10 protein-coding genes are annotated in these 14327 nt (G+C 40.4%); 5 read left to right on the top strand and 5 right to left on the bottom strand.

The genetic code is table 11. The features are described from left to right. Positions 1 to 522 precede the first annotated feature (522 nt). Positions 523 to 1293, bottom strand: coding sequence for a CRISPR-associated protein Cas4 (locus METTI_RS15120; protein WP_169729104.1), 771 nt, complete (start codon positions 1291 to 1293; stop codon positions 523 to 525). A gap of 171 nt (positions 1294 to 1464) precedes the next feature. Here METTI_RS15120 and METTI_RS07915 point away from each other — a divergent pair, with 171 nt between their 5' ends. The 5 genes from METTI_RS07915 to cyaB are packed head-to-tail and all read left to right on the top strand — an operon-like array spanning position 1465 to position 5402. Then, positions 1465 to 2205 (top strand): helix-turn-helix domain-containing protein, encoded by a 741-nt coding sequence (locus METTI_RS07915; protein ID WP_023845295.1) that lies wholly within the window; start codon positions 1465 to 1467, stop codon positions 2203 to 2205. A gap of 33 nt (positions 2206 to 2238) precedes the next feature. Further along, the gene (locus METTI_RS07910; RefSeq protein WP_023845294.1) at positions 2239 to 3288 is read left to right on the top strand and encodes a hydroxymethylglutaryl-CoA synthase; all 1050 of its coding nucleotides are present in this window, start codon (positions 2239 to 2241) and stop codon (positions 3286 to 3288) included. 10 nt (positions 3289 to 3298) lie between these two features. After that, on the top strand, positions 3299 to 4471 hold the full coding sequence (locus tag METTI_RS07905; RefSeq protein ID WP_023845293.1) for a thiolase domain-containing protein: 1173 nt from the start codon (positions 3299 to 3301) through the stop codon (positions 4469 to 4471). A 5-nt stretch (positions 4472 to 4476) separates the two neighbouring features. After that, complete coding sequence (locus tag METTI_RS07900; RefSeq protein WP_211232187.1) at positions 4477 to 4887, top strand: Zn-ribbon domain-containing OB-fold protein; 411 nt, start codon at positions 4477 to 4479, stop codon at positions 4885 to 4887. Then, positions 4881 to 5402 (top strand): class IV adenylate cyclase, encoded by a 522-nt coding sequence (gene cyaB / locus METTI_RS07895; protein ID WP_023845291.1) that lies wholly within the window; start codon positions 4881 to 4883, stop codon positions 5400 to 5402. The genes METTI_RS07900 and cyaB overlap by 7 nt, the downstream gene beginning before the upstream one ends. 158 nt (positions 5403 to 5560) lie before the next feature. Here cyaB and METTI_RS07890 read toward each other — a convergent pair whose 3' ends face one another. The 4 genes from METTI_RS07890 to METTI_RS15115 all read right to left on the bottom strand — a co-directional run bounded on the left by METTI_RS07890 (position 5561) and on the right by METTI_RS15115 (position 14138). Next, a complete protein-coding gene (locus tag METTI_RS07890; RefSeq protein WP_023845290.1) occupies positions 5561 to 5812 on the bottom strand; it encodes a hypothetical protein in 252 nt (83 codons plus the stop codon). Between the two features lie 239 nt (positions 5813 to 6051). Next, positions 6052 to 8607 (bottom strand): response regulator, encoded by a 2556-nt coding sequence (locus tag METTI_RS07885; RefSeq protein ID WP_023845289.1) that lies wholly within the window; start codon positions 8605 to 8607, stop codon positions 6052 to 6054. Positions 8608 to 8672: 65 nt separating this feature from the next. Beyond that, on the bottom strand, positions 8673 to 11642 hold the full coding sequence (locus METTI_RS07880) for a chemotaxis protein CheB (protein ID WP_084324053.1): 2970 nt from the start codon (positions 11640 to 11642) through the stop codon (positions 8673 to 8675). 396 nt (positions 11643 to 12038) lie between these two features. Continuing rightward, positions 12039 to 14138: a sensor histidine kinase gene (locus tag METTI_RS15115; RefSeq protein WP_023845287.1), complete on the bottom strand. Its 2100-nt coding sequence runs from the start codon at positions 14136 to 14138 to the stop codon at positions 12039 to 12041. Positions 14139 to 14327: the final 189 nt, after the last annotated feature.

Here is a 14327-nt window from a genome sequence, read left to right as displayed (position 1 = left end):
CCAAAATCGGTTTTGCCATCTTAATTATAATGCTCTCTTTGCGTATATTGTTATCAATGACACATCAAATATAAGGCTACATGAAGAAAACACCCTAAAACAAGTGGTATATGCTGGTCTTTTCTAATATTTTATTCGGATGCGTGCATGGTTTTTCGGATAAAGCGGGTAATTCAGCTCTGCAGAAATCATATAAATGTAAGTGATACAAACTTTGATCTTTTTTTCCACAAAAACAACCTGTTAACTAGATACAAAATAACCAACCGCCGAAGGCGGCACATTCCAATGATTCCATACAGAAGATAATTGCATTTATGCCATTAAGAAGACAGGTGTTCTAAAAAGAACATATTCGGAATGATACTCAGATGATTTTGTTTATTCTTACGGGAAAACGCCGGCTTCGCCGGACCCTTCGGGATCATTCAAGTTATTCATAATCTACGATCGATCATAAATCTACATAACCACAAACTCTAAATCAAAAATTCCAGTCATCTGATTCTTTGATTCAAACACTCATAATAACTTTGAAGCAAGCGAAGCTTTCACGTTGCACATCTCTGTGAATTCACAACTGGCGCACAGTGCACTCTCGGTTTTATCCGGCATTTTACCATCTTTTATCTTTCTTGCACGTCCAATGGCTTTCAAGACCTGCCTTCGGTCATTGGAATGAATATTCAGCTTCCTGAAATTGCCTGACTTTGCATAGATAACAACAGCGGATTTTATAGGAACACCATGGGTTTCTTCTGCTAGCATTGCAAATGAGGTAACATGTAGTCTGTCGTTGTTCCAGACACCATTTTCAGGAGCTTTGGATGTTTTTATTATCACAGGAACGAATGAACCATCAATGCTGAGAAGCCTGTAAGGAACACCTGTTACATTCAGTTTTTCAGAGTGAAGATATGGTTCATTATCTGAAGAGGATATCAGGTTTGCAATTCTGGAGATTTCCGGGTCTTCAACCTGCTCTGAAAGACTCTGCTGTATTCCTGCCATATAGGAACCAACTGTTTCTGCAAGTTCACTCATTTCTTCCTGAGTAAAGCCTGAGACTTCATCGGGATAGATAATAGTCAGGTCACCCATGGTCTGCAAAAGAAGTGAATCAAAGTCTGTGGATAACACATCGTCTTTTGACGAAGAGCTCTTCAACACATCAGAATACTTCATAGCTACTTCTTTTAATACGAGGTGTTCCATATAGCTAAGAGAGGAAGAATGGAACTGCTCGTGGCCGCGGCATGAATAATATAATTTCCTTGCGCAGGAAAAATACATGGATAACTCGGACACAGTTATTTTTATTTTTTCGTTTTTAAGAAACATATTTTTATAGTGGATATATAACATACTATAAATAAGCAAATGGTTTGAATCGAAACCCATCGACAATAAACGAACTTGTATTCGTTAAATATATATGGTAATCAACCCTTAGGAATATAAAGCATGAGTGAAGACGAATCGCATGATATGGTTCGCCAGCGTCTTGCAGAAAAGATGGCAGGCGAGATTACGCTATCTGAGAAGCCTGGCGAAGCCCTGAAAAAATGGCGATTGAACTTCGAGATCGCACAGACTGACCTTTCGGGTTATCTGAGTGTTTCTCCTTCGGTCATCAGCGACTATGAAAGCGGCAGGAGAAAATCTCCGGGCACGCTAATTGTTAGCAGAATAGTCGATGCACTCCTTGAAATTGACGCACAGAGAGGAGGACAGAAAATTCATGCCTATGAGGGGATACTTTTCGCAGATAAGAAGTCTAAGGCCATTTACGCCACCTACGAATACACATTTCCCATGCAGGTTGCAAAACTTGCCAATATCATTGAGGCAGACATCGTTAACAAAGGAATAGAGAAACCACTTTACGGTTTTACTGTTGTTGACAGTAAAAAGGCTATTCTTGAACTTTCATCCCATGAGTTCCAGAAACTCTACGGATGGAGTACTGAACGTGCAATGATATTCACCAAGGTCACGACTGGAAAATCACCAATGGTCGCCATAAGGGTTACAAACCTTAAACCCGGGGCTGTTGTAATGCATGGCCTGCGAGGAAATGAAGTGCATCTGATGGCTAAGAAAATGGCTGAGATTGACAGGATTCCCCTTCTCGCAACGACAATGGATATTGACGAAATGGTAGAAGCACTGAAAAAGTACAGCGAATACCATGTAATCGAGTAAATACCACTAAATACACATTTAAACGGTGTTAAGATGAGTGTAGGGATAGTCTCATATGGTGCCTATGTACCAAAATACAGAATTAAAATAGAAGACATCGCCCGCGTATGGGGAGACGATGCAGAGATTCTCAAATCAGGACTGATGGTCAATGAAAAGGCAGTTCCTGATGTTGACGAAGATGCAGCAACTATTGCAGTGGAGGCTGCGAGGGCTGCAGTAAACAGGTCATGCATAGATGCGCAGAGAATAGGTGCAGTATACACCGGTTCTGAAAGCCACCCTTATGCTGTAAAACCTACCAGCACTATTGTAGCAGAAGCAACCGGAGCAACTCCGGTATTGACTGCAGCTGATTTTGAATTTGCCTGTAAGGCAGGAACCGCAGCAGTCCAGGCATGTATGGGTCTGGTAAGCTCCGGTATGATTGACCTTGGACTTGCAATCGGTGCTGATGTAGCACAGGGCGCACCTGGAGATGCTCTTGAATACACAGCAGCAGCCGGTGGAGTAGCATACGTTATCGGTAACAAGGAATCTGAACTTGTGGCAATTATCGAGGACACATACTCTTTTACAACTGATACTCCTGACTTCTGGAGGCGTGAAGGAATGCCATACCCTGAACACGGCGGAAGATTCACAGGAGAGCCAGGATACTTCAAGCACGTAACAAACGCTGCAAAGGGACTTCTGAACAAGCTGGACACAAAACCTGAAGATTATGATTATGCAGTATTCCATCAGCCAAACGGAAAGTTCCCAAGCCGTGCAGCCAAGATGCTGGGATTCAGCAAGGAACAGATAAAACCAGGGCTTGTAGTTCCAAGGCTTGGAAACACGTACTCCGGCTCATGTATGATGGGAATTGCAGCGACACTTGACCAGGCAAAACCAGGAGACCGTATCTTTGCAACCGCATTCGGTTCAGGTGCCGGTGGAGATGCTTTCAGCATAACAGTTACCGACAAGATAGACGAGATACGCGACAATGCACCGAAAGTTGAAGAACTTCTTGCAGACCCGATTTATGTAGACTACGCAACGTACGCCAGGCATAAGGGTAAGATAAAGATAGCATGAGGTGTGGAAAATGAGAGATGTAGCAATCATAGGTGTTAAAAACACAAAATTCGGTGAACTTTGGGACCGCTCTTTCAGAGACGTTGTAGTTGAAGCCGGTGTAGGTGCTGTAAGTGATGCAGGTGTTGTAGGTGAGAAGATCGATGCAATGTTTGTCGGTAACATGAGCGGCGGACAGTTTGTAGAGCAGGAACACATCGGTGCTTTAATTGCTGATTATTCAGGTCTTGCAAAAGACATTCATGTTCCTTCAACCCGTGTTGAAGCTGCCTGTGCTTCAGGTGGACTTGCACTCAGACAGGGAATATATTCTGTTGCTTCAGGAATGGATGACATTGTAATCGCAGCCGGAGCCGAGAAAATGACAGATGTACCTTCACCAAAAGCATCATCCGCCCTTGCAGCAGCAGCTGACAGGGAATGGGAAGGTATCATGGGTGCAACATTCCCGGGCCTTTATGCAATGATCGCAAGGATGCATATGCACAAGTACGGAACCACAAGTGAACAGCTTGCCCAGGTTGCTGTGAAGAACCACCAGAATGGTCAGCACAACCCGATTGCCCAGTACAAATCCCCGATTACCGTTGAGTCGGTACTCAAATCCATTATGGTGGCAGACCCACTTCACATATTCGACTGTTCGCCAATTACAGATGGTGCATCTGCGGTTGTGCTTGCACCTGCAGATGTGGCACACGAATACACTGACACTCCAATCTATGTGAAGGCAACTGCACAGGCATCAGATACTATTGCACTGCACGACCGCAGGGACATTACAACTCTTGACGCAAGTGTAGCAGCAGGCAAAAGAGCATACGAGATGGCAAAGATGCAGCCAAAGGACATTAACCTTGTAGAAGTCCATGACTGTTTCACTATTGCTGAAATTTGCGCAATCGAAGACCTTGGCTTTGCTAAGAAAGGTGAAGGTGGAATCGTAACCCAGAATGGCGAGACTGCAATTGGTGGAAGGATACCTGTAAACACATCAGGTGGACTGAAGTCATGCGGACACCCTGTAGGAGCTACCGGCGTAAAGCAGGCTGTTGAGATAGTTGAGCAGCTTCGTGGAGAGGCTGGAAAGCGTCAGGTTGACGGAGCGGAAGTTGGAATGACCCACAACGTGGGAGGTTCCGGTGCGACTGCCGTTGTGCACATATTCTCGAGGAACAGGTGATCATCATGTCAGTACCACGATTTTGGAGAAAACAGATAGCAAGATACAACCTTGTGGGAACACACTGCAAGAAATGTGATGACTACTTCTACCCACCACGTAACATGTGTCCTGCCTGCAGACGTGAAGGTGAGATTGAAGATTACAAATTCTCAGGGAAAGGAGAAGTTGTGACGTTCACTGTGATCCACACTGCAGCAGAAGGTTTTGAGAACCAGACACCTTATGTTCTTGGAATTATCAAACTGGAAGAAGGACCAAGTCTCACAAGCCAGATAATTTGTGATGCTAAGGATGTAAAGATAGGTATGAAGGTCAAACCTGTGTTCAGGAAGCTTGGACAGGCTGGAGAACGTGGAATGATCTACTACGGTACAAAGTTTGTACCAGAGCTAGAAGTTGCAGATAAATGTTAGAAATTGAAGTAAAGGCCCGTGCCGACCACCTGCCTGTAAAAGAGCAGTTGTCGGTTATGGGTGCTGTTTTTGTAGGTGTCCAGCACCACTGCGACACCTATTTTAATGCCCCGGACAGGGATTTTGCCAAAACGGATGAAGCACTCAGGATACGCTCCGTTGATGGAAGGTCTGTCATGACCTATAAAGGCAAAAAACTTGATACTCTTTCCAAAACAAGAGAAGAATTCGAAACTCCGGTTGATGGTGGAATAACCCGAAACATCCTGCTTGCACTTGGATTTTATGAGTCCGGCATCGTTAAAAAAACAAGAGAGGTCTATAGATTCGAGAATATGACCATCTGTCTTGACAGAGTCGAAGGACTGGGCGAATTCATGGAAGTTGAGATAGGGGCAGAATCCGATATTGAGGGTCACAGGGAACAGATATTCTCATTTTTGGCCAATTTTGAAATTGGAGAAGAAGATTCCATCAGGACATCTTATCTTGAGATGGGGCTTGAGGAAATATAGATAAGTAGTTTTTGGAAGTAACTTTAAAAAATGATGTTATGTGGTTTTTCTCTGAACTACAAGTCAAAATATTTTTTCTTTTCAATTCTGAAATCTAACTAGAATACTCCTGAAGTTTTTCCTTTGATTGACAGACTTGGAAAAAAAGAAGATTATATTTAATTGATAAATTTGGAAAAATCTAGTATTAAAAGATCTCCAATGTTTTCAGATTTTCTTTTTGCTTCGTCTATTAGAGAAAGTATTGTTTCTATCTTTCTATCTACATGATCAGTATTTCCACAGTAGATGGTTTCTACTGAGGAATCAGAAGTCACAACCATTATTTGGTTAAGTTCACCCCATATTTTATTTATATGATCCACATTGATACGTGCGTTACTCAATGTTTTTATATAAACAGTATACATTATTTCCATCTCCCATTATTATATAGTAGCTGCATCCCGAAATACTTTCCGTTATTGCAGCATTTAGTAGTTACTGTGTTCAATAGTGGAAATTTAACAGCTAGTGCCCTTACTATACCCTAATATAAATAATAAGAAAGATCCTCCTAGGAATTAGTATGAGACCTAAAATAAAGATAGATATAATCTAAATTAAATCGCTTTTTTATAGACACAAAGTGTTCATCAAAATGTTGATTTCATATTCTCTTTATTTCATTCATAAGCAACTTGGTTTGCTTTTGCAGTTCAGGCATGATCGTAACGATTTCATCAATTTTGCTATTTTTACCTGCTTTCTCCATTAAGGCAGCAGTACCAGACAGAGCTATACATCCAAGACTTGACGAAGTCCCTTTTATCTTATGCGCATAAAATGTGACATTAGAGGTATCATTTTGCTCAATACTGTTCTTAAGCAAGATCATATGTCGGGGCAATTCTTCCATGAAAGTTGATATCAAACCCATGGCAAATTCTTTATCTCCCATTGCACTTTCAAAAAGCACCTCCCTATCCAACACCAAAGATTCTGCAGCTTTAATCATCTTTCCTGCGGATAAACTATCTTCCGTATTTTCCCTTGGAACCGGTGTAACCCATTTACTTAGCAATTCCATAAGGGCTTTAAATGAAAAAGGTTTTGAAATATAATCATTCATACCAGCTTCTATAAAATGTTCTCTGTCCCCTTTCATAGCATGAGCTGTCATTGCGATTATTGGTATAGACCTATTGAGAACCGTTGAATCCGGACTCCTGATGAGCCTTGTAGCTTCTAAACCATCGATACCAGGCATTTGAACATCCATAAGCACCAGGTCATATGGCTTAATTTCAAGAGCTTTCACTGCTTCTGCCCCATTAACTACAGCATCTACATCAAATCCAACTTTCTTTAACATATTGTGGGCAACCTTCTGGTTGATCATACTATCCTCAGCCAGAAGAATTTTTCCATTTTTGGCATATATACCATGAACAATATGCTTAATTACAGAAGACTGCGCATTTTCACCATCTTCGTTCATGTCCAAAATAGTAGATAATTTATCAAATAGCTCTGACTGCTTCAAAGGCTTGCCAAGGTATGCATCAAAATAGTTCTCATCAAGCTGTCTGATGTTTAGCCACTCATCTATTGAGAGCAGCAATATAACAAAAATATCTTTAAATTTGTCGTCAACCTTAATGGTTTTTGCAAGATTTCCGATATCCATTCCAGAAATATGAAAATCCAGAATTACAACCTGAAATGGCTCATGGTTTTCATATGCTTTACAAAGGACTTTTATTGCCATAGCTTCATCTAAAGCCCCCTTTGCTCTTGCGCCCCAAGAGGATAATTGATCTAAAAGCACTTCAAGATTTTTTGTGTTAGCATCCATTACAAGTATACGTATACCTTGAAGAGAAACAGACTGAATTGAAGAAATCTCAGGTTCTTGCTGCTTGGAAAAAGGGACTGTGAACCAAAACTCTGAACCTTTGCCTTCAGTACTTTTCACACCTATTTCTCCCCCCATCGTTTCTATAATTTGTTTAGAGATAGCAAGGCCAAGTCCAGTACCGCCATATAGACGTGTTGTGGAACTGTCGACCTGATAGAATTTGTCAAAGAGAAGGTCTATTTTATTCAGGGGAATACCAATCCCGGTATCTGTTACTGAAAAATGTAACACTGTTGATGAGAAGGTTTCTGATTCCAGACTCACACGTACAGACACTTCACCCTTCTGTGTGAATTTAATAGCATTCCCAACAAGATTTGTCAGTACCTGCTGCAGGCGCCCAGGATCACCCATAATATTAGCTGGCACCTCTGGTTCTACCGTGCAGAGCAATTCCACTCCTTTTTCATGAGCCCTTATGGACAATATAATTGTTAGCTTACTCAGGACATTGTGTAGATTAAAATCAAGCAACTTCATTTCGAGTTTATTAGCTTCCATTTTAGAGAAGTCAAGTATATCATTGATAATATCAAGTAACACATCTCCACTAGCCAGAATCGTTTCTGCATAATATCGTTGCTCATCATCAAGTTTAGTGTCCAGAAGCAAACCGGCCATACCGATCACACCGTTCATTGGAGTGCGTATCTCATGAGACATATTTGCCAGAAATTCACCCTTGGCTTTGGTGGCTTCCTGAGCTTTTTCTTTTTCAATTATGAGGTTTGTCTCCAATATCTTAAGCTCATTGATGTTACTCATCACTACACGGGAAGTGTGGGCACCATTGACTTCTTGAGTAACAGTTGCTTCCAATAAAGCCCAAAGTGTTGTTTTATCGGGTTTCACGAGCCTCAACCCGCATGTCTGCGGCTCACCTGTCTTAAAAAGTTGTTTGCGACACAGGTAGTAGGTATCCTGATCATTTTTGAAAATAAAACGTGTTAATGGTTGCTTGACCAACGAACCTCGTGACACTCCCAGCAGAGTCTCAGCAGTCAGGTTTGCTTCCAGTATCATATCTTTTTCACTGACTGTAAAATAACCCACTGGTGCCAGATTATAGAGATCAAAATAACGTGCCTGCGTAGTTTCAAGTTCCAGTTGTGTCCGATACAATTCATCATTCTGCATCTCCAGCTCAATCTGATACACACGCAGCTCATGGATAAGCTTTTGGGCATCTTCAGACAGCTCACTCTCAAAGTTATCGGGTAACTTGTCAGTTTTTCCAATGAGCCTTTCTTCGGCCTCTCTACGCAGTTCAGAAGATTCTGTATTTTGAGATGGTTTGCTTTTCATTCTTTACACCCAACACCCATATTTACGGTAACGATCTCCCTGCTATCACTTGTAACCTGAATTATTTAGTTGGTACTGGCCATCAAAACACCAGTAATCCCTATGATCCCATCGGAGATATCATACAATGGATCCACTGTCAAATTATAGGATAACTGTTTCCCATTTGTACTAATAAACACTTCACTACGGAATCCAACCCCACTTTCCAGAACTTGCTTTTTAATGACCGAAAGTCTGGATGCCTCTTCTGCAGTCAATATATCATGGTCTGTCTTACCGATAATCGAGTAAGAAGAAAACGCTGCATTAGGATTATATACCCATGTGTAACACAACTTTTCATCCTGATTAAAGACCATTACAGGAGATACTTTCAACGCAACACGCAGACGCTCTTCGTTTAATCGGAGCGCTTTTTGTAAGTTAATTGAGCTAGTAATATCAGCAAAAGTAACTACTGCGCCTTCAATCACGTTGTCCAGAGTCCTATAGGGCTGGATACGCATCGCGTACCAGGTTCCTGAATTCGTCTGCACTTCCATTTCTTTAGGAACTAACGTGTCCAGAACTGCCTGTGTATCTTCCACTAAATTGTTGTATTCTACCAAATTAGAGACTATATGACCCACTGGTCTTCCAACATCACTTTGGATTAAATTAATAATTTGAGTTACAGATGGAGTAAAGCGAAGGATATGTAGATCTACGTCTACAAAGACAGTACCAATACCAGTGCCTGCCAGCAAATTATTCATATCATTGTTGGCCTGTCCAAGATCTACAACTTTGGTTTGCAGTTCAGCATTGACAGTAGCTAATTCCTCATTGACCGACTGTAATTCTTCCTTAGAAGTTTCCAGCTCTTCATTCGTGGATTGCAATTCTTCATTGACCGACTGTAACTCCTCATTCGAAGATTTGAGCTCTTCATTTGAGGTTTCCAGTTCTTCTTTAGTTGTATAGAGGTATTCATCTTTAGCACGCAACTCCTGCTTTAGAGTCAAGATTTGTGCTTCAGCGTCTTTTAAATTAAACTCATCCTCTCCCACAATGGAATTCAATGCAGCTGTTATCTGCTGCGATCTGAGTTCCAGATTAGGAGCCTCCTCTAAAGTAATCAAATAAAGAGAGTTTTCTGATTTCCCGTTTAATTCGGACATTACAGGACGCACAGTAAGGTTGATAGTATAAGTATGATCATTTGTTTTGATAGACAGACCCGGACATTGTACAAGCTCTTTGCCGCCAACGGCTTTATGCAGGGATACTGTCAAGTCACGTTGTAATCCTTCACGAGCCATCTTGATGATGTTATTTACACCTGCCTCACCGGGAGTGGGCTCCAGATACATACCAGTGCGGCCATGAATATAAAGAATATCGCCCTGGCTATTGACAAGTACCGCAGCTGGAGTTACATACTGCAAAAGCATAGTTTCGGTCAGTTCACGCAACGATGGTTTTTCAGGAATTGAGTTCTTTTTGGCAGGTTGCATGGTTGTTATATCCGTCTTTAAGAGTAAAAATGGAGACGGATTCACATTCTGTGAGCTGTGAAAATCTTCTTTACGTTGGTAAATCTTGGATTTACGATCCAGCACAGAAAAATAAGCATTTAAATAGCTTATCGACCCAGATGCACCCAGGAAGAGAAAGCCTCCCGGATTTAGAGAATAATGGAATAGAGGAATGATTTTCTTCTGCAAATCTCTATTCATGTAAATGAGAAGATTGCGACAACATATCAGGTCCATCTTTGAAAATGGAGGGTCTTTTATCAGGTCTTGCTCGGAAAAGACAATCGTATCACGAATACTTTTACAAATACGATACTTGTTACTTTCTTGTTCATTTACAAAGAATCTGCTTAGCCTTTCCTGAGAGATATCAGCCTCTATACTGGAAGGATAAATACCAGTCCGAGCAGTAGCGATTGCGTTGCTATCAATATCTGTGGCAAACACCTGAATTTTAAAACTTTTTTTCAGTTTCTCCTGATGTTCAGCAAGTAGAATTGCAAGAGAATAGGCCTCTTCCCCTGTGGAGCATCCTGCTGACCAGACACGAATATCATCGCCTGTATTTTTATTGACAAATAACAAGGGTATGACCTGCTCCTCAAGACTCTTGAAAGCTTCAGGATCACGGAAAAAATAGGTCACACCAATCAACAAGTCATCAAAGAGAGCATTCACTTCCATAGGCATCTGTTGTAAATATTTAGTGTATCTTTCCAGTGTATCAATCTGGTTGACAGCCATGCGTCTTTGAATACGACGCATAATGGTTTTTTCTTTGTACTGGGAAAAGTCATGGCCTACCTGTGAACGCAACAGGATGAATATTTTCTTCAATGAGGCCTCGTCACTAAGCGCAGCTGCAGTGAATGATCGTGAAAGCTTGTCAAAAGCATGAGATGTATAGCCTATTATCTGTGAAGGCATTTTATCCGGATCCAGCACATAGTCCGCCATACCAGTGGATATGACACTACGCGGCATGCCATCAAACTCAGCAGATTCAGGAGTCTGTACTATGACAATGCCCCCCTCTTCTTTAATATCACGCACTCCAAGTGTGCCATCGCTGCCCGTACCAGAAAGAACAACACATATAGCTCGTTCTTGTTGATCATGAGCTAAGGATCGGAAAAAGAAATCAATGGGCATTCGTTGACCACGTGGAGATGAAGGTTCCAACAATTGGAGTGTTCCATTAAGAAAAGCCATGTCACGATTTGGAGGGATAATGTAAGCACAATTTGGACGAACCATCATTCCATCTTCTACTTCAAAGACCTGCATGCGAGTGCGGCGCCTGATCAGGTCGGCCAGGAGGCTTTTGTGGTCGGGGTCAAGATGTTGCACCAAGACAATAGCCATGTTTGGATCTGTATCTGCAGGCATTCCTGAAAAAAATGCCTCAAAAGCCGCTAACCCTCCAGCCGAGGCACCGATACCCACAATTGCAAAGCTGTCAGTTCCTTCCCCAACTACATTTTGCACTTCAGATTTTTTTTCTTCTTTATTCATCGTGTTTGTTACACCTAGCGCGTCTTTCTTTAGATATTCAGAGAATCCCATGTCACAGGCTGTGTTTTCAACATCAAAACTCAACCATTTTCTAAAACAATACGATTGAGAACAATGAAGAAAAAATAATCCAACAATCAGGAAAGCATTTAGTATCAAATTCCTCTGGTAACATTCCCACTAAATATTAGACGAAGGGTTGCAATCCTATTAATATATATTCTCACATGATAGTTATTCTTTTCTCTCCGTAATGAAAGACATCTCAATTATTATCGATAAATAGAAAAATTAATAGTTGAAGTAAACCAATTTGCTCTGTGTGCTAAATAACCTCTACATCCATATAATTGTCAGTTCTAAGCGGATACACCTGGAAAAATAAAATTTACTTTTTTATTTCCCATCAACAGGAATCTCGAAATAGAAACAAGATCCTTTGCCAAGTTCACTTTTTACCCAAACCTTTCCTCCGTGCATTTCCACAAACTTCTTTACAAGAGCAAGCCCGAGTCCGGTTCCTTCATATTTACGATTGTGATCAGAATCTACCTGAGTAAATTCATAGAAAAGGTATTTCTGGTCATTTTCAGATATACCTATACCTGTATCCTTTACTGCAAACTGGACATAGTTACCGATTTTTTTAACTTCAAGGGTAACACTCCCTTTTTCAGGAGTGAACTTCACTGAATTGCTCAGGAGATTCAAAAGAGTTTGTCGAATCTTAACCCTATCAGCTTTCATGGTTGTCAGTTTCTCATCAATAATTGATTCCAGAGAAATGTTCTTTTTAACTGCAATTGAGGAAATGGTTCCCATAACCTCATCCATCAATTCAGAAACAATAACATCTTCAGTGTTTAAACTCATCATACCTGCCTCTATCTTGGACAGGTCAAGAATATCATTGATAAGATTCAAAAGGTGTTTTCCACTTCCTGATACATTATTCAGGTATCTTTCCTGTTTTTCATTGATATCACCGAATGACTTCAGGAGCAACATATCTGAGAAACCGATAATTGAGTTCAAAGGAGTACGCAATTCATGACTCATATTGGCAAGGAACTGGCTTTTTGAACGATTTGCTGCATCGGCTTCAAGCTTTGCTTGTAAAAGAGCTTCTTCATAAATCTTCTTCTCAGTGATATCACGGATAATTACCTGAACAGTTCCTTCCTCTTTATCAATGATTGAAGAACTGATATCAGCATCAATCACATTGTTATTGGAAAGTGACAGTTTAATCTCTGATCTGACAGAACTTTCTCTGATGGTCTGCTCATAGATATCAACCAGACTGGTAGGGCATTCCTCAGGAGAGAGAGAGTCGATATTTATTTCAAAAAGATCAGGTTTTTCATATCCAAGTAATTCAGAGGTCTTGCTGTTCATATCAACCAATGAAGCACCGGAACCAAAAATCATAATGGCATCATTTGACTGCTCAAAAAGAGCATGGTATTTTCCTTCCTTTTCCTCAAGTGAATTTAACATGTTATTGATATCATCAGCCAGCCAGTTAACCTGTTCATCGCCTTCTACTTCAATTCTGGATGAAAGATCTCCTCTATCTCTAATGTTTTCAAGTTCCTTTACCAGAAGGTTGAACTCTATGAAACTCATATTCTTTGCAAGGTAAATATGGAAAAATAGTTCAATAGAAGTTACTACCAAAAGTGCAATTCCGATAGACATTGCCATTTTTAGCCCTATTGAAGATGTGTGGCTTGTTGTACCGACCTTTAACATTTTCTCAGGATGACCCATTATATCATACAGCAGAACTGCACCTGCAGGATCTCCATTTTCAAAATTACTAAGCGAAATATCATTTGTCTTATAACCAGGTGCCTTTTTATCTGCCTCTGAAAAAGAACCTACATCCTCTAAAACAAAATATATGGACCTGTCTTGTGCTATTTCTAATTCATTAATGTCAATTGTACGTGAGACGACAACTACCAGACCATCTTCAACCGTTCCTTCAGCCGGAACAAAATATTCCATGGCAACTAACAGAGTCCTTTCAGGGAGGAATACAAGACCTGAAAGAGTAAAGTTATTCATGCACTCAGAAAATGCCTTGGGGTTTGATGACAAATAAGCTTTAAGATCATTAGACGGAGCTACACCATTTATCGTATGTTCAAAAAGAGGAGATTCGTTATGGGGATTATAGATAATTATAGATTCAATATCATGGTTTATAAGAAATTCATCATCTGATAGTTTGTCATCAAAATTACCAAGATCTGTACCTCTTACTCCATGTCGTGCACATATCACGATATTTGAAACGCTGGAACTGAGAGTTTTCACCTCATCTTCTTCGATACCATGAACAAACATGTGAGTATTATGGAGTGAGTATCCCTTTTCCAGATCATAGAAATTGGATGAGATGAGGAAATAGCTGAAAATTACTACCAGTATTATCCCTATTATGAAGAGAGAAGAATGTAGGTAGATATCTTTTTTTTCTATTTCCATTGTAATGGCCTCAGTTAATCAATATGGAACTAAAAAAGAAGCAAAAAAGCAACTTTGTAATTGTTCCATAATAACTAAGATAATATATAAATTGTTCATAAATAAAAATATCATATTGAAAAACAATATGAAGTCGACTCAAAGGAAAACAAAAAAAGAAAATAAACTCAGATGGGTGCAGAATGCACC

The sequence above is a fragment of the Methanolobus tindarius DSM 2278 genome, assembly GCF_000504205.1.
GTDB lineage: Archaea > Halobacteriota > Methanosarcinia > Methanosarcinales > Methanosarcinaceae > Methanolobus > Methanolobus tindarius.
The sequence above is the reverse complement of the archived record's forward strand: the minus strand, read 5'-3'. Positions and strand labels throughout refer to the sequence as shown.